Origin of the sequence: Paraburkholderia hayleyella (assembly GCF_009455685.1) — a bacterium.
GTDB lineage: Bacteria > Pseudomonadota > Gammaproteobacteria > Burkholderiales > Burkholderiaceae > Paraburkholderia > Paraburkholderia hayleyella.
Genome location: NZ_QPES01000002.1, coordinates 497,922 through 520,373, shown reverse-complemented (window position 1 = coordinate 520,373; position 22,452 = coordinate 497,922). Strand labels below are relative to the sequence as shown.

14 protein-coding genes, 2 tRNA genes, 3 rRNA genes and 2 pseudogenes are annotated in these 22,452 nt (G+C 56.1%); 12 read left to right on the top strand and 9 right to left on the bottom strand.

Going from position 1 to position 22,452, the window contains the following annotated elements:
- Positions 1-40: 40 nt before the first annotated feature.
- The 4 genes from GH657_RS16635 to GH657_RS16620 all read left to right on the top strand — a co-directional run bounded on the left by GH657_RS16635 (position 41) and on the right by GH657_RS16620 (position 3,763).
- Positions 41-625, top strand: coding sequence for an NUDIX domain-containing protein (locus GH657_RS16635; protein WP_153102129.1), 585 nt, complete (start codon positions 41-43; stop codon positions 623-625).
- Positions 626-919: 294 nt separating this feature from the next.
- Positions 920-2,116: an acyl-CoA dehydrogenase family protein gene (locus GH657_RS16630; RefSeq protein WP_153102128.1), complete on the top strand. Its 1,197-nt coding sequence runs from the start codon at positions 920-922 to the stop codon at positions 2,114-2,116.
- 10 nt (positions 2,117-2,126) lie between these two features.
- The gene (locus tag GH657_RS16625; RefSeq protein WP_153102127.1) at positions 2,127-3,284 is read left to right on the top strand and encodes an acyl-CoA dehydrogenase family protein; all 1,158 of its coding nucleotides are present in this window, start codon (positions 2,127-2,129) and stop codon (positions 3,282-3,284) included.
- Positions 3,285-3,301: 17 nt separating this feature from the next.
- Positions 3,302-3,763, top strand: a complete 462-nt coding sequence (locus tag GH657_RS16620; RefSeq protein ID WP_153102126.1) for a MaoC family dehydratase — start codon at positions 3,302-3,304, stop codon at positions 3,761-3,763.
- An 86-nt stretch (positions 3,764-3,849) separates the two neighbouring features.
- Here GH657_RS16620 and GH657_RS16615 read toward each other — a convergent pair.
- Together GH657_RS16615 and GH657_RS16610 are read right to left on the bottom strand one after the other, a co-directional pair.
- Positions 3,850-4,556: pseudogene (locus GH657_RS16615) on the bottom strand (glutathione S-transferase N-terminal domain-containing protein).
- Positions 4,557-4,651: 95 nt separating this feature from the next.
- Positions 4,652-6,220 (bottom strand): 3-hydroxyacyl-CoA dehydrogenase, encoded by a 1,569-nt coding sequence (locus GH657_RS16610; RefSeq protein WP_153102125.1) that lies wholly within the window; start codon positions 6,218-6,220, stop codon positions 4,652-4,654.
- Positions 6,221-6,357: 137 nt separating this feature from the next.
- Between GH657_RS16610 and GH657_RS16605 the strand changes: the two are divergent.
- Positions 6,358-7,004 (top strand): annotated as a pseudogene (locus GH657_RS16605) (glutathione S-transferase family protein).
- Between the two features lie 81 nt (positions 7,005-7,085).
- On the opposite strand, the gene GH657_RS16600 reads toward GH657_RS16605, so the two are convergent.
- Positions 7,086-8,267: a pyridoxal phosphate-dependent aminotransferase gene (locus GH657_RS16600; RefSeq protein ID WP_153102124.1), complete on the bottom strand. Its 1,182-nt coding sequence runs from the start codon at positions 8,265-8,267 to the stop codon at positions 7,086-7,088.
- 118 nt (positions 8,268-8,385) lie between these two features.
- Positions 8,386-8,871: a putative toxin-antitoxin system toxin component, PIN family gene (locus tag GH657_RS16595; RefSeq protein WP_153102123.1), complete on the bottom strand. Its 486-nt coding sequence runs from the start codon at positions 8,869-8,871 to the stop codon at positions 8,386-8,388.
- Positions 8,872-8,954: 83 nt separating this feature from the next.
- Between GH657_RS16595 and yaaA the strand changes: the two genes are divergently transcribed.
- Positions 8,955-9,737 carry a peroxide stress protein YaaA gene (yaaA, locus tag GH657_RS16590; protein WP_153102122.1) on the top strand — a complete coding sequence of 261 codons (783 nt, stop codon included), beginning with the start codon at positions 8,955-8,957 and terminating at the stop codon, positions 9,735-9,737.
- Between the two features lie 56 nt (positions 9,738-9,793).
- Positions 9,794-10,948, top strand: coding sequence for a M14 family metallopeptidase (locus GH657_RS16585; protein WP_153102121.1), 1,155 nt, complete (start codon positions 9,794-9,796; stop codon positions 10,946-10,948).
- A gap of 100 nt (positions 10,949-11,048) precedes the next feature.
- Here GH657_RS16585 and GH657_RS16580 read toward each other — a convergent pair whose 3' ends face one another.
- From GH657_RS16580 to GH657_RS16565, 4 genes are all read right to left on the bottom strand, one after another.
- A complete protein-coding gene (locus GH657_RS16580; RefSeq protein ID WP_153102120.1) occupies positions 11,049-11,663 on the bottom strand; it encodes a BspC domain-containing protein in 615 nt (204 codons plus the stop codon).
- 161 nt (positions 11,664-11,824) lie between these two features.
- The gene (locus GH657_RS16575; RefSeq protein WP_153102119.1) at positions 11,825-12,499 is read right to left on the bottom strand and encodes an energy-coupling factor ABC transporter permease; all 675 of its coding nucleotides are present in this window, start codon (positions 12,497-12,499) and stop codon (positions 11,825-11,827) included.
- Between the two features lie 87 nt (positions 12,500-12,586).
- The gene (locus GH657_RS16570) at positions 12,587-13,447 is read right to left on the bottom strand and encodes a response regulator transcription factor (RefSeq protein ID WP_153102118.1); all 861 of its coding nucleotides are present in this window, start codon (positions 13,445-13,447) and stop codon (positions 12,587-12,589) included.
- Between the two features lie 508 nt (positions 13,448-13,955).
- Positions 13,956-15,173 carry a DUF2863 family protein gene (locus tag GH657_RS16565; RefSeq protein ID WP_153102117.1) on the bottom strand — a complete coding sequence of 406 codons (1,218 nt, stop codon included), beginning with the start codon at positions 15,171-15,173 and terminating at the stop codon, positions 13,956-13,958.
- A 704-nt stretch (positions 15,174-15,877) separates the two neighbouring features.
- On the opposite strand from GH657_RS16565, the gene GH657_RS16560 reads away from it, so the two are divergent.
- From GH657_RS16560 to rrf, 5 genes are all read left to right on the top strand, one after another.
- Positions 15,878-17,408 (top strand): 16S ribosomal RNA (locus GH657_RS16560).
- Positions 17,409-17,470: 62 nt separating this feature from the next.
- Positions 17,471-17,547 (top strand) — tRNA-Ile (locus GH657_RS16555).
- A 63-nt stretch (positions 17,548-17,610) separates the two neighbouring features.
- Positions 17,611-17,686, top strand: a tRNA-Ala gene (locus tag GH657_RS16550).
- Positions 17,687-17,988: 302 nt separating this feature from the next.
- Positions 17,989-20,868 (top strand): 23S ribosomal RNA (locus GH657_RS16545).
- Between the two features lie 138 nt (positions 20,869-21,006).
- Positions 21,007-21,119: ribosomal RNA gene (gene rrf, locus GH657_RS16540) — 5S ribosomal RNA — on the top strand.
- The 16S, 23S and 5S rRNA genes sit together here with 2 tRNA genes alongside, the layout of an rRNA operon.
- Positions 21,120-21,363: 244 nt before the next feature.
- Here rrf and GH657_RS16535 read toward each other — a convergent pair.
- Positions 21,364-22,428: a HoxN/HupN/NixA family nickel/cobalt transporter gene (locus tag GH657_RS16535; RefSeq protein ID WP_153102116.1), complete on the bottom strand. Its 1,065-nt coding sequence runs from the start codon at positions 22,426-22,428 to the stop codon at positions 21,364-21,366.
- Positions 22,429-22,452: the final 24 nt, after the last annotated feature.

Below are 22,452 nucleotides of genomic sequence, written 5' to 3'. Positions count from 1 at the left end.
GCTTATTGTCCCGATTACTTTCTTTGCTTCCAGGTGGTCCATGGCTGATCTGCCCAATCATGATGTCACGCTCAAAGAGACATGCCTGGATAGCACCACGCTTCATCAAGGCGCATTTCTGACGCTCAAATGCGATACGGTCCGTTTGCCGGATGGGCAGTCCGCCACACGCGAATACGTCCAGCATCCTGGCGCGGTGATGGTGATCCCGCTCTTCGACGATGGTCGTGTATTGCTGGAAAGCCAGTATCGCTATCCGGTTGCTCAGGTGATGGTGGAATACCCGGCAGGCAAGCTCGATCCGAACGAAGACGTGTTGGCCTGTGCGCGGCGTGAGCTGCTGGAAGAAACAGGTTATAGCGCCCGCGAATATTTCTACCTCACCCGGATTCACCCGGTTATTTCGTATTCGACGGAATTCATTGATATCTACCTTGCGCGGGGTTTAAGCGCGGGCGAGCAAAAGCTCGATGACGGCGAGTTTCTTGAGCTGTTTACCGCGAGCGTGGCCGATGTCGCTGAATGGGTGCGCTGCGGCAAGATCACCGATGTGAAAACGATCATCGGAACGTTCTGGCTGGAAAAAGTCCTTTCGGGTGAATGGCCGCTCGTGCCAGCCCATTAAGGCGGAGACAACTGGGCAGGATGGCGGGCTATGGCGCGCCATCCTGCCCAGCGCCACACGGCTATTTTTTAGTACGACCGTTCATAAATTTCCCTGTTCCGCGCTACACTTGCGCGCAAGCCCTGATTCCCGGTATGGCAACGTCTGGACATGCCATCGTTTCAGGCTGATGAAGGCTCCGGAAGGCCACGAATTCATGCTGTCGCCGGTTTTCGCCGCGTTGTACAAGCCCTGAGAGCGTTGCTTGCAAGGGGTACCTCCTGGCGGTGCAGGCTGACAGCCAGGAGACATTGCATGGACCTGAATTATTCTCTCGCCGACGATGCGTTTCGCGCTGACATTCGCGCCTGGCTCGAAGCCAATCTGCCGCATACGCTGCGCGACAAAGTTCTCAAACACAAACGCTTGAAGCGCGATGATTACGCGCTCTGGCACCAGCGTCTTGGCACGCGCGGCTGGTCCGCGCCTGCCTGGCCGCGCGAGTATGGCGGCCCTGGATGGAGTGCCACGCAGCGGCATATCTGGGAAGACGAGTGCGCGAGGATCGGTGCCCCGCTTGTGTTGCCCTTTGGGGTGTCGATGGTGGCGCCGGTGCTGATGAAATACGGCAGTGAAGCGCAAAAACGGCATTACTTGCCGCGCATTCTCGATGGCACCGACTGGTGGTGCCAGGGTTATTCGGAACCGGGGGCAGGCTCGGATCTGGCGTCGTTGCGCACCCGCGCCGAGCGTCATACCGATCACTACCGGGTTAATGGCCAGAAAACCTGGACCACGCTGGCGCAGCACGCGGACATGATGTTTTGTCTGGTACGCACCGATAGCGGCGGGAAGAAGCAGGAAGGCATTTCATTTTTGCTGATCGACATGAAAACACCGGGCATCACGGTGCGTCCGATTGCCATGCTCGATGAGGATCATGAAGTTAACGAGGTTTTCTTTGAAGATGTGAGCGTGCCGCTTGAGAATCTCGTCGGCGAAGAAAATCACGGCTGGACCTACGCGAAATATTTGCTGGGGCACGAGCGCACCGGCATTGCCCGGGTTGGCCAGTCGAGGCGCGAGCTGGTGTTTCTCAAGCAACTCGCGCTGAAGCAGCTTAAGAATGGCGCACCGCTTTTGCATGATCCGGTTTTTGCGGCCAAAGTCGCGCTACTCGAAATCGAGCTGATGGCGCTGGAGGTCACCGTGCAGCGTGTCGTGGCGAGCGAGGCCGGGGCTCGCGGGCCGGGACCTGAAGCCTCCATGCTGAAAATTAAAGGCACCGAAGTGCAGCAGGGTTTGACTGAACTGATGGTCGAAGCTATCGGGCCCCTCGCAGCACCTTTCGATGTGCTGTTTCTGGAAGGCGAGCGTGACCATGCGCTTGGCGGCGATGATGACGCGGCGCCACTCGCCGCGTACTACTTCAATTTTCGCAAGACGTCGATTTACGGCGGCTCAAATGAGATTCAGAAGAACATCATCGCGCAGATGATTCTTGGACTTTAAGGGGCGGCGCATGGACTTTACCCTGACGGATGAACAGCAACAGTTCGGCGACACGGTGCGCCGTTATCTGGAGCGGCATTATGGTTTCGAGGCACGCCGGGCGATTGTGCATTCGCCGGAAGGCGTCTCCGATACGCACTGGCAAGCGTTCGCCGAACTCGGTTTGATGGCGTTGCCGGTGCCAGAAGCACAAGGGGGCTTTAACGGTAATGCGATCGACATGATGGTTGTGATGCAGGCGCTCGGGCGCGGCCTGGTCGTCGAGCCTTATTGGGCGACAGCCGTCGGTGTCGAAGCGCTGCGTGTGGCTGCATCAGGAGCTTGCGCCGATACATTGCTGGCACCATTGCTTGAGGGCGTGGCTCAGGGCAAGAACCGTCTTGCCGTGGCGTTTCATGAGCCGCATGCGCGCTATGACCTGTTTTCGCTCGCCACGCTGGCCACGGCCACGCAGCAAGATGGGCTGTATCGGCTGGAGGGCATCAAATCGGTTGTGCAGCACGGTGCTCAGGCTGACCACTGGATCGTGCCTGCGCGGCTCGCTGATGAGATCGTGTTGTTCCTGGTCGCGCGTGATGCAGCTGGCGTCGACGTGACGGAATACCGCACGATTGATGGTCAGCGCGCCGCGACGCTCACGTTTCGCAGCACGCCGGGCCGCCGCTTGAGCGCTCCAGGCTGTGGTGCTGAACGCCTTGAGCAGATTGCCGATTACGGTGTGGTGCTGTTGTGCGCGGAAGCGCTCGGCGCGCTTGATGCGTTGAATCACGCCACGCTTGAATATACGAAAACACGCCAGCAGTTCGGTGTGCCTGTCGCCCGTTTTCAGGCGTTACAGCATCGCATGGTCGACATGCTGATTCATACCGAACAGGCCCGTTCGCTTACCTGGCTGGCCGCGATGCGCTATGCCAGTACCGATACCGAGGTTCGCCATCGCGCCGTATCCGCCGCAAAGACCCGGGTTGGGCAGGCCGCGCGGTTTGTCGGGCAGCAGGCCATCCAGTTACACGGCGGCATGGGCGTGACCGACGAGGTCGCGGTCGCGCATCTGTTCAAACGTTTGACGGTGATCGAAACCACCCTGGGCGATGTCGATCATCATTTGGCACGGTTTGCCGCGCTGCCGGGCTTTGCGAATACCGTGGCGTATGCCCCGGTTAGCTGAATCAAAGAGGAAGCAGAATGAAAATCAGTTTTGAGGACATGGTGGTGGGTTCCACGATGGATATCGGCGAACACACATTCACGCGCGATGAAATTATCGCGTTTGCCACGCAGTTTGACCCTCAGCCGTTTCATCTCGATGAGGCCGCGGCTGAGCGTTCGATGTTTGGCAAGCTGGCCGCGAGCGGCTGGCATACCTGTTCGGTGATGATGGGGCTGCTGGTGCGCAATGTACTCGCGGATTCGACTTCGTTAGGGTCGCCCGGCATTGACGATATTCGCTGGTTCAAACCCGTGTATGTAGGCGACACGATTAGCATGAAGAATACGGTGCTCGACAAGCGGGTTTCATCGAGCAAGCCCGACCGGGGTATTGTATCGACGCAATGGGACGGTATTAATCAGCACGGTGAGACGGTGATTACCGTGCGTTCGAAGGCGTTTTTCGGGCTGCGTCATCCGGGTGTCCAGAGTACCTGAACACGTCTGCCGGGCGGAGGCGGCGCTTGGGGTTTGAGCGCTTTTAAACAGCGGCCTTGCTGCCCGGCAAAACAGGCTATGCGACGTTAGCGCCGCACGTATTGCGTTGCGCCGTAAAGCACTTCCTGTTCTTGCGCGTTCATTTTCGGGCGGCGTGCCGTGCCGAAGCCAGCACCTCAACGCCGCGCTGGACCGCCGGACGCGCAGCGATTTCTTCATGCCAGCGTTGCACGTTGGCAAACTCGCTCAGCTCAATGCCCTGATTGAGCCATGAACGCGTCCACGGAAAGGCCGCAATGTCGGCGATCGTATAAGCATCGCCTGCCAGATAGCGGGTCTTGCCGAGTTGCGTGTCCATTACCTGGTACAGCCGCTGCGCCTCATTGGAGTAGCGCTTGATCGCGTATTCGATGCGCTCGGGGGCGTAGAGGCGGAAGTGGTGTGCCTGCCCCAGCATGGGCCCGAGGCCACCCATCTGGAACATCAGCCATTGCAGCGTGGTGTATCGCGCTAAAGGATCGGAAGGTAAAAATTGCCCGGTTTTTTCCGCCAGATAGATCAGGATCGCTCCTGATTCAAATAATGAAAAAGCTTGGCCATCTGGCCGTATGGGGCCATCCGTATCGACGATTGCTGGAATTTTATTGTTGGGGCTCAGCGCCAGAAACTCGGGCTTGAACTGCTCGCCTGCACCGATGTCGATGGGATGCACCCGATACGGAAGGCCGGTTTCTTCAAGCATGATGTGAATCTTCTGGCCATTCGGCGTGGCCCAGCTATAGACGTCGATCATCTTCGCTCCTTCACGTAGTCAGGGCGATGCCACGATATGCGGCATCGGCAGAGGCAGATTAAAACATGCCCTGCAGCCTGCTGCCGGGCATGGGTTCATGATGGGCTTTCGGGCGCCATGCATGTGCTGTCATCGGCCCGCTCGCCGTGGGTCAGCGGGAGTCCCAGTTGCGCCCGCCGTGCCAGCCAGGGAGACGCACGGTAGCGTGGGTCATCCAGCACGCGTGAGATGTTGCGCAAGATCATCAGGATGGTTTGCGCGCCGAGCGCATCGCCGAGCGCGAGAGGCCCTTTAGGATAACCCAGGCCGAGCGTGACAGCGAGATCAATGTCGTGTGGCAAGGCGATCTGGCGCTGGGCGATGTCACAACCGATATTCACGATGGTGGCCACCACCCGTTGCGCGACAAACCCGGTTGAATCGCGGATGACGGTGACGGGGACGCCATCTGCGGCAAAGAGTGCGTGCGCGGTGTCGCGTGCATGGCGTGTGGTCGCGGGCGTGGTCATCAACGTGCGGCGCCGGGCGTGGACGAGCGGGAACAACGTATCCACTGCGATGACGCGGCTGGCATCCAGCGCCTCGTCGAGCGCTGCCGTGGTGGCATCGAGGCCGAAGGGGGTGAGAACCAGTAGTGCATCGGCTGCGGGTAGGTCGCCTTCATCGAGAAGCACGCCTGTTTTTTCGATCAGCTCAAGCACGGCAGCCCGTGCCTGCGGATGCCGCTTGCTGACCCAGACTCGGGAGGGTAACGCGGTGGGGGCGGGCGCTTCAGCCAGCACCTCGCGCTGGCCGTCGACGTAGCGATAGAAGCCCTCTCCGACCTTGCGTCCGATGAGCCCGCCGGCGAGCCGCGTGCCGATAATGGGCGATGGCGTAAAGCGTGGCTCTTCGTAAAACTGGTGATAGATCGATTCCATCACGGGATGAGAGACGTCGAGCGCGGTCAGGTCAAGCAGCTCGAAGGGCCCCAGCCTGAAGCCTGCCTGTTCGCGCATGATGCGGTCGATGTCGGCGAAGCTCGCCACGCCCTCATCGGCGATGCGCAAGCCTTCGGTATTCATGCCACGCCCGGCATGATTCACGATAAAGCCCGGCATGTCTTTGGCGCGCACGGGCGTGTGGCCCATGCGCCGCGCCAGGTCCATCAGCGCATCGCCGATAGCCGGGTCGCCGCGCAAGCCGTCGATGACTTCGACTACTTTCATCAACGGCACCGGATTGAAAAAGTGATAGCCCACGACCCGCGACGGATCCTGGCATGCCGCGGCCAGCGCAGTGATCGACAGCGAAGAGGTATTCGATGCCAGTACGCAATGTCTGCTGACGATGGTTTCCAGTTCGCGCAAGAGCCTGCGTTTGGCATCGAGTTGCTCAACGATGGCTTCGATGACGAGATCGCACTTCGCCAGCATGCCGATCTCCTTGGCCGCACTGACCCGCGCGAGCGCCGCGTTTGCCTGTGTTTCGTCGAGCCGGCCTTTGGCGCAAAGCTTGCTGAAGGTGTCGCCAAGGTAGTAGCACGCTGCGCTGATGGCAGCCGGATCGGCATCATGCAGGCGCACGTTCAGGCCAGCCAGCGCGGCGATTTGCGCGATGCCGCGTCCCATTGCGCCCGTGCCGACAATACCAAGGGTTTTGAAGCTGAAATGGCGAGAGGTCATGTTGAGGCTTGACTCCGTGGTTACTCTAGAATGGCGTTCACCTGTCAGCGTGTTTTGACGATGTACTGAGAGTTGCATTGCAGTTCGCCAGGCACTGGTCAGGGATGCTGAATTCAATCATGCGAAGGAGAGGTCAGATGATCAGGCTTTGTGGTTTTCCACTGTCTAATTACTACAACAAGGTTAAGTTCGTGCTACTCGAGCATGAGATCCCGTTCGAAGAGGTCCGCGTGATTCCGGCTCAGGATGAAGCGGTTTTGGCGCATTCTCCGCTGGGCAAGGTGCCGTACCTTCAAACCGAACAGGGGGACTTGAGCGAATCGGCCGTCATGGTCGAATACCTCGCCGCGCGTTACCCAGACAAGGCAATTTTTGCCTCCGACCCTTGGGAAGCGGCAAAGGAACGCGAACTGATGACTTACATCGAGTTGCACCTTGAACTGGTTGCGCGCGAGCTGTACGCGGAAGCTTTTTTGGCGGCACCGTGAGCGCTGAAGTTCGCGCACGCGTTGAGAAGCTGCTGACGCGCCACCTGCGAGGTTTTCGGCGGTTGGCACGGTTCGAGCCTTACTTGCGCGGAGCGGCGTTTGGCGTGGCGGATATTGCGGGTTATATCAGCTTGCCTCTGGTTGCCATGGCAACCCAAAAAATTTACGGGCGCGATTTTCTGCTTGAAGCCGGCATCGACTGGCAGCCGTATAAGGAAATAATCGAAGCACGCCCCGCCGCGCGCCGTGTGATGGACGACCGCAAGATGTACGTTGAAAGCACTCGCACCGCTTAAGCCTTGGGATTGGCGCATAGTCAGACCGTGCTGCGGCAGCGCTTTTGTCGACATCCGCGTGTGCTGCCGCGTGCGGGGCGGTTAAAGACGCGCTAACCGTTCAAGTGCGGCAGCGAGCGTGCGCTCTTGCTTGGCAAAGCAAAAGCGCACGACGCCAGATTCGTGGGGTGCATGATAAAACGCCGATACAGGAATGGCCGCAACGCCAATTTCGCGTGTGAGCCATTGGGCGAACTCCGCCTCGGGGAGGTCGCTAATCGCCGAATAATCGACGCACTGAAAATAAGTCCCTGTGCAAGGCAGTAGCTGAAAGCGTGAACCCGCCAGCCCCGCGCGGAAGAAATCACGTTTTTTCTGATAAAACGCGGGCAGTTCAAGATAGGGCGCCGGGTCGCTCATGTACTGCGCGAGGCCGATCTGCATCGGCGTATTGACGGTAAATACATTGAACTGATGCACTTTGCGGAATTCGGCGGTGAGTGCCGCAGGCGCCGCTACATAGCCGATTTTCCAGCCGGTGACGTGATAAGTCTTGCCAAAGCTCGATACGACAAAGCTGCGCGACGCCAGCTCGGGATAACGCGCGACGCTTTCATGCGGTGCACCGTCATAAACCATGTGTTCGTAAACCTCGTCTGAAAGAATCAGGAGGTTGGTGTCACGCACGATGGCTTCGAGCTGACGCATGTCTTCAGCGCGCCAGACGGTGCCGGTCGGATTGTGCGGTGTATTGATCAGGAGCAGACGGGTTTTGGGCGTGATGGCTGCGGCGATCCGCTCGAACGGTATCGCGTAGTCAGGCGCTTCCAGCGTGACGAAGACGGGCACGCCGCCCGCGAGTTCAATGGCGGGCAGGTAGCTGTCGTAGGTTGGCTCGATCACGATGACTTCATCGCCTGGATGAACCGAGCACAAGATCGCGGTCAGCAAGGCTTGGGTTGCGCCTGCGGTGACGGTGATTTCGCTGTCGGCAGCGTAATGGCGGCCGTACAGGCTGGCGATCTTGTCTGAAATCGCCTGGCGTAACGGAGCCGCGCCGGCCATCGGCGGATACTGATTGTGCCCTTCGCGCATTGCGCGTGCGACGGCATCGACAATACGCGGGTCACATTCGAAATCAGGAAAGCCCTGGCCGAGATTGACTGCGTTTTTTTCGGCGGCAAGCGCGCTCATCACGGTGAAGATGGTGGTGCCCACGTTTGGCAGACGCGATGGAAAGGACGGCGGCGCAACAGGTGACTCGTGATGGTGAGAGGCGTTCATGGTGCGATCCAAAAAGCGGGAGAAATGGCCGCGATAACCGAGGGCGGCCGGGTAGTTTTGTTGCTGGCAACATGCCAGACGCCACCCGATTGTAGGCAATTGCTCCGCAACGCGTGAACTAGCCAGATGGCTGGGATGCTGGCACGAGTGCGCATGCGGCAACAAACGGTGCGGGCTGGGCGATCTGGAAGCCGAAGTCACGCGCGATCCGGCGCGCGAGTTTTAACACGGCCCGGTCTTTCGAAACTAGCCAGTCGGCCTGTATCGCGTGGGCGAGTTCGAGGAATTTCTGGTCATCACGATCTTTGCATTTGGGCAGCGGCGTGGCGGGGTCGCCGGAGGCGGGAAGGGCGACTTGCTGCGCGAGACGTGCGAGCTGTGCGAGCACGGCTGGCTTGTCCACGGCGCGCTGGACGAATTGCGGATAGTCCAGCACATAGGTGAGCTCTGCCAGACACCTGGCGTCAATCAGCGCGACCAGCCTGCCAGACTCAAGGGCGGCGCGGATGGGGCGGGTGTGAGGGTCATCGAATACAAGAATATCGATCCAGACGTTCGAATCGAGGACGACGCGCAGCGCGCGTGAGGCGTGGGAAACAGACATTCAAGCAGGCATTCAAACAGGCATTCGTTACAATCGGGGTTTCGTCTTTGACTGCCAGGCACGGCGTGCCTGCAAGTGCCCCTATGATAATCGTTCTGTCGCCAGCGAAATCGCTCGACTACGACACCCCTGCCCACATTCAAACGCACACCATTCCTGATTTTGTCGATGACGCCGCTGAACTGGTGAGCGGGCTGCGGAAAATGTCGCCGCAACAGATTGCAACGTTGATGGGTATTTCTGACCCACTCGCCCAGCTTAACTTCCAGCGTTACGCGGACTGGTCACCACAATTCGATACCGCTAATGCGAAGCAGGCGGTGCTGGCTTTTAACGGCGACGTGTACGAAGGGTTTGACGCCAAATCGCTTTCGCCGGCTGATCTGGACTACGCGCAACAGCACGTGCGCGTGCTCTCCGGGTTATACGGTCTGCTGCGGCCACTCGATTTGCTTCAACCGTACCGGCTGGAGATGGGTACGCGTTTCGCAAACAGCCGTGGCAAAGATTTATATGCGTTTTGGGGTGAGCGAATTACTCAGGCGCTGAATGCACAATTTCGCCAGAACACACATGCGGAACCCGTATTGGTGAATTGCGCATCAACCGAATATTTTCGCTCGGTCAAACCCGGTGCATTGCAGGTCCCCGTGGTCACGCCGGTGTTTGAAGACTGGAAAGGCGGGCGTTACAAGATCATCAGTTTCCATGCCAAACGTGCCCGTGGCCTGATGGCCCGTTATGCGGTTGAGCATCGGCTCGATACGCCCCAGCAACTCCGGCATTTTGATGCGGAGGGATACCACTTTGATGCGCAGGCATCGAATGACTCGACATATATTTTTCGTCGGCGTCTTGCCGATTAAACCGAAAATCAGGCCGATCAGGCCGGGCCTCCCCTACACCGAACTCAGGACATACCATGACGCTTTCGATTAGCAGCCATTTCGACGCAGGTGCAATTGAAGTCCTGTCGTGCACGCAAGCTGACGATATCCGTTTGCGAATCCGGCGCGATAGCCATGCCGACTTCGCGCAGTGGTTCTATTTCTGTTTGTCGGGGGCACGCGGCGAGCACTGTGTGATGACGTTCGAAAATGCCTCGGAGTGCGCGTTTGCCGAAGGCTGGCGCGGCTATCAGGCGGTAGCGAGCTACGATCGCACGAACTGGTTTCGCGTACCCGCGACCTATGATGGCCATGCGCTGACCGTCGAACATACGCCTGAGTTCGATCGCGTTTATTACGCCTACTTCGAGCCTTATAGCGAGGAGCGGCATCTGGCATTCCTGGGTACGGTTCAGCAGATGCCCCAGGCAAGCCTGACGGAACTGGGGACCTCGATCGAGGGCCGTCCGTTATCGGTGCTGACGCTTGGCACGCCGGAGGCCGACGGGGTGCCGAAAAAGAATATCTGGATCATCGCGCGGCAGCATCCTGGCGAAACCATGGCCGAATGGTTTGTTGAGGGGCTCGTGAAACGCCTGGCGGGATGGGGTGATTGGGCGGGTGATCCGGTTGCGCGCAAGCTGTACGATCACGCGGTATTTCATATTGTTGCCAATATGAATCCCGATGGCAGTGCGCACGGCAATCTGCGCACGAACGCCGCGGGTGCCAATCTGAATCGTGAATGGATGGAGCCGGATATCACGCGTAGTCCCGAAGTATTATGTGTGCGCGATGCCATTCACGCGACAGGCTGTGATTTATTTTTCGATATTCATGGCGATGAAACGCTGCCTTATGTATTCGTGGCAGGTTCCGAGATGCTGCCCGGATTTACTGAACGGCAGGCGCAGGAACAAAAGGCTTTTATTAATGCCTTTAAACAGGCCAGCCCGGATTTTCAGGATCAGTACGGATACGAGTCAGGAAAATATCAGCAAGACGCTTTGAAACTGGCATCCAAATATATTGGTAATAAATTTGGCTGTCTTTCATTGACACTTGAAATGCCATTCAAGGATAACGCTAATCTTCCCGATGAACGTGTTGGCTGGAATGGGGAGCGAAGTGCTTCATTAGGTGCCGCGATGTTGCAGGCTATTTTGCGGCATGTCGAAACGTTTTCCTGAGTGCATGACACAGATCAGGTAGGGATTTAGATGTAAAAAGCGGCGAATACACGATGAGGTATTCGCCGCTTTTTTATACGACCGCCGAACTGCTTTGCGTTCAGGATTTCTTTTTTGCGGGTGTTTTTTTTCTTGATTTCGGCGTTGCAGCCTTGGATGAGGATTTATTCTTTGATCGTTTTGCCACGGCCTTGTGATTGGTGGCATGCCTGTTTTTCACCGATTTTTTCTTCTTGCTGGAAGAAACAGTGCTGCGCGGCTTGGCTGGGGGCACGGGATCATTCCAGCTAAAAGCCAGCATCTGGTTGCCGACATAACCGCAACGAAACTCGAGATTGGCGGGTGTGCCGCCGTTCTGAGGAATGCCGAGGCCTGCCACGGTGACAATGCTGTCAACTTTGATGCGCTGCTTGCCTTCATCAAATGAATCGTTCCATGGCGTCACTGAGGCGCGTGAACTATCGAATGAACCCGGCGGGAATTCCACGTGGTCGAAAGCACTGGAAGTGCTAGCCACAAAATTGGCGTGGGCTGCACAGTCCGCAACTAACGGATTGGCAGACATGTCATCGATAAATTTGCTGGTCAGCTCGTTATGCTGTTCGATCTGATCGGCGAAGACGGGCGTTGTGAACAGAAGAGAAGCGCTTGCGGCATACATTACTAGCTGAAAAGCCAGGTGCAGCAGGTGGTGCGATCGGGTCTTGTGATCCATCTGGTGAATGAGTGACTGAAAAGGCAATAGGCACGTAAGATGCATGACAACAGCAAGGAGTTCAATCTGGAAATAAATATTTTTTTGTCTCGGCTTGATCCTGAAAAATTGGGCTATCCAGGCCAGCCCAAAATGTATCGTTCAGAACGCAATAACCGGATTTAGAGCGGTGGCTTACCTAGCCGGTAGCGCCGGGCATCGTAGGTAGTAATCCACGCTGGGCGGTAAGTGATGATGAGTGCGGTGGCGATTCCCGTGAACCATGCTTCACCCGAGGCCAGTAAAAGTGTGCTGAGGGCGTAGCCGGCGGGTGCCGCAGTTAACGGCTTGGCAACAAGTACGACGTGAACGGCCAGCGCGGCAATCGAGGTGACGATTGACGCACAAGCTGGCGAGACAAAACCCTGAGTGATAATAAATATCAATGGATTACGAGGTAGCCATGCAAGGCAGGCTCGTTGGAGTATGGCGGAGGCGCCTACGGGAACCCCACCAAAAATTAGAAAAGTGAGCCCGACCCCTTGCCAGGACGCTTCAAAAGCGATTGCCGCGAGCCCGGTGATGGCCGCCATGCCTATGAGAGCAAGCGGCCAGCCAAATAACGTGACCAACAACGTTGCACCGAGGAGGTGAATAACGGTTCCGTCATCTAGCCAGGCATTACCGGCCCACAACACGGACATGGCGACGACGACTGCCAGCCAGACATGCTGACGTGGGGCATCGTGCAAGCGTTTGAACGGGTTCCCCCACCCTGCCAGCACGAGCACGCACGCAGCGACCATCCAGCCACCGAAAGCAATCCAGAGCGAAAGCGGTGTATAGAGGAAACCCATGCGTCTCATATTACTCGCTGAGCGCAAATATGTGGGGAGGAAATCCCGTGCCGCTTAACTATTAATGAAAACTGGCACGGATATAGTCTAATTATTATCGGGTTCTGGGTCGTTATTTCCAGTGTCGCCGAATGGCTGCACAGGCTCAGCGGCAATTGGCGTATCCGCTGCTTCATTTGCCGTTGACGGGTATTTGAATGGCCGTCGGGTGGAGCGCCGTAGCGGGACGGGCCCCGGCTTGCCCATCACTGGACGAGGCGAGCCGTCGTGTTCAGCACGCAGCACTTCGAGATGTGCTGCCAGCCAGCCGTTGTAGTTTGCAACGGCAGCGGTGCGATTGCTGGCGCCCAGTTGTTGGAAAATGCTGCTGAGATGAACCTTAACCGTACCTTCTGCAATACCTAATGTTCGAGCAATCATTTTATTTGTGCTTCCCATGTGAACACAGCGGAGAATCTGTTGTTGTCGTGGTGACAGGTTGGCGATGAGTCGTATTTGGCGCGACAGGGGGCCTAGTGGATCAATGCGTTGCCCGGTCTTGTCAGTTATTTTGGGGAGACTGAAGGGCAGTGCTTCTTCTGGAATGTAACGCCAGCCGCGAACGATGATTTCGAGTGTCAAGGCAATTAAACGAGAATCATATGTTCGTGGAATGACGCCTCGTATGCCGCTCTTGAGCAAAAGATAAATATTGTCTAATGATGTGTCATCTGTCAGAACGGCCACAGGCAGGTGAGGATGGTTTTTTAACAATTGGCGAATGTCGTCAATACTCATCCATTCCTGCCAGTCAATTACCAGAAGATCGGTGTGATGCCGCCGAAGTATTCGCGTAGCCTGATGCCAGTCATGAATATCGGTGAAGCGGGCCTGGCGGTCGATTTGCCGTAGTAGAGCCTTGAGACCTTCACGACGTTCCGCATCTGCATGAAAGACTGAAAACCGCATTATTTGCCTCCTGTGGATATGTAGAAGTACGATTTATGCTAGCAGCGATGACTAATCGTCTAACGATTGGTCATTCGTATTATGCAGATTTTTTACCGGTAGGTGAACTGACTAAAAGTAATAAGACAAAATATTAAATGTTCTTATTTTCATATTATGGGGAAATTGTTAACGAGATGGTTGAATGTTGCTAATCGAACGTATGGTCAATATCGCTTTCCCAGTGTGTAAGATTTACGCAAAGCCTTTCGCAGCAAGGGCTTTGCGCTAGAGCGCGAGTGTGGCTGAACTCGTGGCCGGCAATGACTGGTTGATCGGTATTAGGAAAAAGAAATTTTGCCGGCCACAAATATTTAGGAATAAAGGACAAGCGTTCTCGGCGAAATTGATGTGTTTTGCATCAATTTCGCTGTATTTTGAATTGGGTGGGTCGGGTGCTAGAAGAACTGCGGGAAGGATACTTCGACACATCCGCAGGTTTTAGGCGGATGTGCTGGGGTGGGATGCTTTAGTGGAAGTTAGGTTGGGCAGGCATCGCGTCATCTGGCATTTCCGCATGGACAATTTCGCCTAGCGAATCGGCGTAAAGCGGTACCCCGCAATCATCGCAATATTCCGGTTCGAAACGTCCTGGGTGACGTCGAATATCGGTAACACCGGCTTCCTTGAGCAGGGTCACGATGTACTCCGGGGCCATGCGGGTTCCGTTTGTGCCAATGGCCTCCTTGCTTGCCCCCGATTCTCCATTTTCATGGCCATACAGTGGCCAGACTATGCCGTAAATGACGTCGTTGCTGCCTCGGCGGGTGAAGCCGACGCGATACTCATCGATCTGGATATCTCCGAACCCCGCGATAATGGCTCGCAAATCTTGTGGTTCGATGTCAAGGGTATCGAACAGATAACGCACCGCGGTGCGTACCGTGTGTGGGCGGATATGCTCATCGGCGTTGCGGCACGACGCGTAATAGGCGTCTGGCAACAGGCATTCGAATTCGCAGCCAGGCAAGGCCGCCGAAAAACTTGGCCCGCCTTGCGTAATCCACTGTTCGAGACATTGCTCACGGGTAACGGTTGCGCCTTCGTCCTCTTCTTGCCAGCGAAAGATCGGTGCTCCGGCAGGGGCTGTGACGAGTGCAAGCAGAAAGCGCGGATCAGCCAGAATTGGCGCGGTTTCAGGAAGCGCCGCAAAATTAACCTTGAACTTGCTGTTGCAACTTGCCGCCGCCTGGGCCAATTGTTGCGCGATTTGCCATGTTTCGACGTGTTGTTGTGGTAGCTGGTCAATGCTGTAAAGGCAAGGTGCCATGACAACGTTTGTGCCTGCGGCGAGGATGTGTGCCTGTAGCTGGGTGCGCAGCGCGTCCGCCGTGTCGTTTTTGAGCGCACCTGTTGGTATCGTGTAGCGTGTCCATGCAAGAACTGGCGCCGCAACAAGAAGTGCCTGGTATTGGCTGCCATCACGTTCGACGACGAACGATTCGCTGTACGTTTCGGCTATGTCAGCGAGTGCTCCATAGGCATCGGGATGATCCTGCTGCAAGTGATCTAACGCTGCGTCCAGTGCTGCCTGATTGCCGGTCCGGACAATTTTTGCGAGAACGAGATCAAGTTTTGTTTCCCAGAAGCGATCTTCGACGCGGCTGCCTGACGCACACAGCGCGAGCGAGCGTTTAACGAGTTTGTCGGCATCAGGGGGGAGGCGTTTGACGATTCGGGCGCGCATAAATCTGGGGGTAGAGAGCGAAGAGCTAAGTATTCTAGTCGCATCTGGACTGCGGATCACTTATTCGGGGATATAGGCGGGATTTGTTGGCGGCGCGTTGGTGAAGCCATATAAGAAAGAAGTTGGAAGCGGAGGTTGCTGACGGACGTTTTACATGATCCGCATCGTGCTTATGGGCCTGTGCGGTTGTTTGTGATTGTCTCCCGAGCCTGGTTTCGCCCCTTTTTATAAAAACCGCTTGCCAGCGGAGTCCGGCATGACTAGAATTGCGGTCTTTCGCGCTCTGGGTGGATGGGGTGCGAAAGCGGGAGGTCCTTGATGGACGGGGCTTTGGCGGTACAGGCAGCAGGTTGTCCGGGTAAGCAGGAAAAAGCGCTTCCCTGGTAAAAACAAGTTGACGGTATCGGGAAAGTTCTCCATAATCTCGTTTCTGTGCTGCAGGGCGGCACGGTGGAACTGGCAGGTGCTGTGCAGGTGTGGCGGCAGCGGGTTTCACAAATGATCTTTAAAAATTAACAGCCGATAAGTGTGGGTACTTGATGGAGGCGCGAGGGGTTTCTGCCGGTCCGTAAGGATGGGCGGGAGTCCCGATAAAGCGAAAGAATCAAGTCTCACACAGTAAAGTCAGGTATTGAAACAAGATACCTGTCAATACGTTGAGTGAGCGACCGGCCTCGAAAGAGGCCGAAAACAGTAACAGGTTTGAACTGAAGAGTTTGATCCTGGCTCAGATTGAACGCTGGCGGCATGCCTTACACATGCAAGTCGAACGGCAGCACGGGAGCAATCCTGGTGGCGAGTGGCGAACGGGTGAGTAATACATCGGAACGTGTCCTGGAGTGGGGGATAGCCCGGCGAAAGCCGGATTAATACCGCATGCGCTCTGAGGAGGAAAGCGGGGGATCTTCGGACCTCGCGCTGCAGGGGCGGCCGATGGCAGATTAGCTAGTTGGTGGGGTAAAGGCCTACCAAGGCGACGATCTGTAGCTGGTCTGAGAGGACGACCAGCCACACTGGGACTGAGACACGGCCCAGACTCCTACGGGAGGCAGCAGTGGGGAATTTTGGACAATGGGCGCAAGCCTGATCCAGCAATGCCGCGTGTGTGAAGAAGGCCTTCGGGTTGTAAAGCACTTTTGTCCGGAAAGAAAACCTTTGCCCTAATACGGTGGGGGGATGACGGTACCGGAAGAATAAGCACCGGCTAACTACGTGCCAGCAGCCGCGGTAATACGTAGGGTGCAAGCGTTAATCGGAATTACTGGGCGTAAAGCGTGCGCAGGCGGTTCGCTAAGACAGATGTGAAATCCCCGGGCTCAACCTGGGAACTGCATTTGTGACTGGCAGGCTAGAGTATGGCAGAGGGGGGTAGAATTCCACGTGTAGCAGTGAAATGCGTAGAGATGTGGAGGAATACCGATGGCGAAGGCAGCCCCCTGGGCCAATACTGACGCTCATGCACGAAAGCGTGGGGAGCAAACAGGATTAGATACCCTGGTAGTCCACGCCCTAAACGATGTCAACTAGTTGTTGGGGATTTATTTCCTTAGTAACGTAGCTAACGCGTGAAGTTGACCGCCTGGGGAGTACGGTCGCAAGATTAAAACTCAAAGGAATTGACGGGGACCCGCACAAGCGGTGGATGATGTGGATTAATTCGATGCAACGCGAAAAACCTTACCTACCCTTGACATGTACGGAATTCTGCCGAGAGGTGGAAGTGCCCGAAAGGGAGCCGTAACACAGGTGCTGCATGGCTGTCGTCAGCTCGTGTCGTGAGATGTTGGGTTAAGTCCCGCAACGAGCGCAACCCTTGTCCCTAGTTGCTACGCAAGAGCACTCCAGGGAGACTGCCGGTGACAAACCGGAGGAAGGTGGGGATGACGTCAAGTCCTCATGGCCCTTATGGGTAGGGCTTCACACGTCATACAATGGTCGGAACAGAGGGCAGCCAACCCGCAAGGGGGAGCCAATCCCAGAAAACCGGTCGTAGTCCGGATCGCAGTCTGCAACTCGACTGCGTGAAGCTGGAATCGCTAGTAATCGCGGATCAGCATGCCGCGGTGAATACGTTCCCGGGTCTTGTACACACCGCCCGTCACACCATGGGAGTGGGTTTTACCAGAAGTGGCTAGTCTAACCGCAAGGAGGACGGTCACCACGGTAGGATTCATGACTGGGGTGAAGTCGTAACAAGGTAGCCGTATCGGAAGGTGCGGCTGGATCACCTCCTTTCAGGAGCTTGCGTGCCAAGATGAAGTGCCCACGCTTATCGGCTGTAATCAGGACAGACTCAGGGGTCTGTAGCTCAGCTGGTTAGAGCACCGTCTTGATAAGGCGGGGGTCGATGGTTCGAGTCCATCCAGACCCACCAACTTTGTCTGCGGTGGTGGCGGGTGCAGGAATCCCCGGGGTTGTACAGGGTATACAGGGTACAGGGGGATTAGCTCAGCTGGGAGAGCACCTGCTTTGCAAGCAGGGGGTCGTCGGTTCGATCCCGTCATCCTCCACCAGTCACCCGCCAGTCATCATTGCACAGGATCTGGAGCACCGCGCAAGCGGAAAGTCTCCGGGGTTTGTGCATTGGTGTTTGCGCCAGTCATGGCGGCATGAAAGTGCCGGCTGTCCCGTTCTTTAAAAATCAGGAAGAAGTAGTAAAGAGACCGGTTAAAAGCGCCTCGAGATGGGCGTGAGTAGACTGGTCAGGGTTGTGATTGTATCAAAAGTATGAAAAGTTCATCGAGAGATGGGCCTGGAATACGGCACAACGCGAAAACTCAACCTGTAGCGTGTGTGCGAGACACACTCGTTATAGGGTCAAGCGAACAAGTGCATGTGGTGGATGCCTTGGCGATCACAGGCGATGAAGGACGCGGTAGCCTGCGAAAAGCTCCGGGGAGCTGGCAAACGAGCTGAGATCCGGAGATGTCCGAATGGGGAAACCCGGCCCGAATGGGTCATCCGCAGCTGAATACATAGGCTGCGCGAAGCGAACGCGGTGAACTGAAACATCTAAGTAACCGCAGGAAAAGAAATCAACCGAGATTCCCAAAGTAGTGGCGAGCGAAATGGGAGCAGCCAGTACTCTTTAGCATGACCGTTAGCCGAACGCTCTGGAAAGTGCGGCCCTAGCAGGTGATAGCCCTGTAGGCGAAAACGGACGTGTGGAACTGAGTGTACAGAAAGTAGGGCGGGACACGTGAAATCCTGTCTGAAGATGGGGGGACCATCCTCCAAGGCTAAATACTCGTGATCGACCGATAGTGAACCAGTACCGTGAGGGAAAGGCGAAAAGAACCCCGGGAGGGGAGTGAAACAGATCCTGAAACCGCATGCATACAAACAGTAGGAGCCCTGCAAGGGGTGACTGCGTACCTTTTGTATAATGGGTCAGCGACTTACATTCAGTGGCAAGCTTAACCGATTAGGGCAGGCGTAGCGAAAGCGAGTCCGAACAGGGCGTCCAGTCGCTGGGTGTAGACCCGAAACCAGGTGATCTATCCATGGCCAGGATGAAGGTGCGGTAACACGTACTGGAGGTCCGAACCCACTAACGTTGAAAAGTTAGGGGATGAGCTGTGGATAGGGGTGAAAGGCTAAACAAACCTGGAAATAGCTGGTTCTCTCCGAAAACTATTTAGGTAGTGCCTCGTGTATCACCTTCGGGGGTAGAGCACTGTCATGGTTGAAGGGTCCATTGCGGATTACTTCGCCATAGCAAACTCCGAATACCGAAGAGTGCAATCACGGGAGACAGACATCGGGTGCTAACGTCCGGTGTCAAGAGGGAAACAACCCAGACCGCCAGCTAAGGTCCCCAAATATTGCTAAGTGGGAAACGAAGTGGGAAGGCAAAAACAGTCAGGAGGTTGGCTTAGAAGCAGCCATCCTTTAAAGAAAGCGTAATAGCTCACTGATCGAGTCGTCCTGCGCGGAAGATGTAACGGGGCTAAGCAATATACCGAAGCTGCGGATGCACAGTAATGTGCATGGTAGGAGAGCGTTCCGTAAGCCTGCGAAGGTGCACTGTAAAGTGCGCTGGAGGTATCGGAAGTGCGAATGCTGACATGAGTAGCGATAAAGGGGGTGAAAAGCCCCCTCGCCGTAAGCCCAAGGTTTCCTACGCAACGTTCATCGGCGTAGGGTGAGTCGGCCCCTAAGGCGAGGCAGAAATGCGTAGCTGATGGGAAGCAGGTTAATATTCCTGCACCAGCATGAAATGCGATGGAGGGACGGATCGCGGAAGGTTGTCCGGGTGTTGGAAGTCCCGGTCCTTGCATTGGAGAAGGCGCTTTGGCAAATCCGGGCGCAGGATTCAAGGGTGCGAGGCGAGTCACTCCGGTGACGAAGCAACTGGAAGGGGTTCCAGGAAAAGCTTCTAAGCTTCAGTTTCATGGTGACCGTACCGCAAACCGACACAGGTGGGCGAGATGAGTATTCTAAGGCGCTTGAGAGAACTCGGGAGAAGGAACTCGGCAAATTGGTACCGTAACTTCGGGATAAGGTACGCCCCGGTAGCCTGACTGGCCTGCGCCAGAAGGGTGAAGGGGTTGCAATAAACTGGTGGCTGCGACTGTTTAATAAAAACACAGCACTCTGCAAACACGAAAGTGGACGTATAGAGTGTGACGCCTGCCCGGTGCCGGAAGATTAAATGATGGGGTGCAAGCTCCTGACTGAAGTCCCGGTAAACGGCGGCCGTAACTATAACGGTCCTAAGGTAGCGAAATTCCTTGTCGGGTAAGTTCCGACCTGCACGAATGGCGTAACGATGGCCACACTGTCTCCTCCCGAGACTCAGCGAAGTTGAAGTGTTTGTGATGATGCAATCTCCCCGCGGCTAGACGGAAAGACCCCATGAACCTTTACTGTAGCTTTGCATTGGATTTTGAACCGGTCTGTGTAGGATAGGTGGGAGGCTTTGAAGCGTGGACGCCAGTTCGCGTGGAGCCATCCTTGAAATACCACCCTGGCTTGTTTGAGGTTCTAACCCTGGCCCGTTATCCGGGTCGGGAACAGTGCATGGTAGGCAGTTTGACTGGGGCGGTCTCCTCCCAAAGTGTAACGGAGGAGTACGAAGGTACGCTAGGTACGGTCGGAAATCGTGCTGATAGTGCAATGGCATAAGCGTGCTTAACTGCGAGACCGACAAGTCGAGCAGGTGCGAAAGCAGGTCATAGTGATCCGGTGGTTCTGTATGGAAGGGCCATCGCTCAACGGATAAAAGGTACTCTGGGGATAACAGGCTGATACCGCCCAAGAGTTCATATCGACGGCGGTGTTTGGCACCTCGATGTCGGCTCATCTCATCCTGGGGCTGTAGCCGGTCCCAAGGGTATGGCTGTTCGCCATTTAAAGAGGTACGTGAGCTGGGTTTAAAACGTCGTGAGACAGTTTGGTCCCTATCTGCCGTGGGCGCTGGATATTTGAAGGGACCTGCTCCTAGTACGAGAGGACCGGAGTGGACGAACCTCTGGTGTACCGGTTGTCACGCCAGTGGCATCGCCGGGTAGCTATGTTCGGAAGAGATAACCGCTGAAAGCATCTAAGCGGGAAACTCGCCCTGAGATGAGATATCCCCGGGGCTTCAAGCCCCTTGAAGGGTCGTTCGAGACCAGGACGTCGATAGGTCAGGTGTGGAAGCGCAGTAATGCGTTAAGCTAACTGATACTAATTGCCCGTAAGGCTTGATCCTATAACCAGTGTGTCTTCTCCTGTACCGGAGTTTGACATGCGTGGGTCATTTGCTGTGTGCCATACGCTCACACCCCCATTTTTTACTGCTTCTTCCCGGTTTGCCGCTCCTGCGCATGCAGCTGCTGCTCCCCCTTTGCCTGATGACCATAGCGTGTCGGTACCACCCCTTCCCATCCCGAACAGGACCGTGAAACGACTCCACGCCGATGATAGTGCGGATTCCCGTGTGAAAGTAGGTAATCGTCAGGCTCCCCTTTCTGCTCAACGCCCCAGATACCAATAGTGTCTGGGGCGTTGTGCTTTCTGCGGCCCTTTCCCCGCTTCTCTCTCATCCCCCGCTTTTTTTGCCGGAACGTGTTTGTTGTTTTGCGTTGTATTCCGGGTAGCAAATCGTTGTATAGCCTTAGACTGCCCGAAGAAGAACATGGTGGCACACAGGTTATGCGATGGGTGACCTGTGTGCCTGCATTACTGTGCCTGCATTACATCTGCATCAAGCTTGCTCAGATGGCGCTTCCAGCTCGTCGAATCGTTTCCAGCGATAGATCGCCATTGAACAAAGCCAACTGACGATAAACACGCCGACGACGGTGTAGCCGATCAATCCAAAATTGTCGTTTAGCGAGCCGATCGCTTCCCAGAATGCCCCGGAGAAGTGTAGCTGGTCCTCGATCCGTCCGAGCCCCTCGATACTGCCGACCACAAGCGCGACGATCACCGAGATCGATGTGATCGTGATGTTGTAATAGAGCTTGCGCACTGGCTTCACGAATGCCCAGCCATAGGCACCGAGCATCAGGATGCTGTCGGTTGTATCGATCAGCGTCATGCCAGCGGTGAATAGCGCCGGGAACACGAGGATCGACCAGATCGGCATGCCCTGTGCAGCGCCAGCAGCTGAGATACCGAGCAACCCGACCTCGGTCGCGGTATCGAAGCCGAGGCCGAACAGGAAGCCAAGGAAATACATATGCCAACTGCGCGTGATGAGTGCAAACAGAGGCCGGAAAATCCGCGCAAGTAGCCCCCTTTGGGCGAGTAGCGTGTCGAGTTCCTCTCCAGCGTAGGGTTCGCCGCGTCGCACGCGCTGGAATGCAGCGATGACTGATTTCAGGACGAACAGGTTTGTTAGCGCGATAGCGAACAGGAAGAATGTTGAAACCAGCGTACCGACGGTGCTGCCGATGTCCTTAAAGACATTCATGTGGCTTTTCATCGTCAACGCTGTCGCCGCGATGCCGATGGAGGCAAGCACGACGATCGTCGAATGGCCGAGCGAGAACATTAGCCCAACGGTAAGCGGTCGTTGGCCCGATTGCATCAGCTTGCGTGTCACGTTATCGATGGCGGCAATATGGTCAGCATCCATCGCATGACGCAGGCCGAACGACCATGCGAGCAGGCTCATGCCCATCAGCAACGGGTAGGAGTGAAACGCGGCAAAGGCCCACAGCCATGCTCCAATGTTGAACGCGATCAGCAGCGCGTACAGCACACCGATTTTTCGCTTCATCTGTTCTTGCCCGCTGCTCTGTAACGCGGTGATCGCCCTGATCATGTCGCTCTCTCTTTGTGTGTTGAT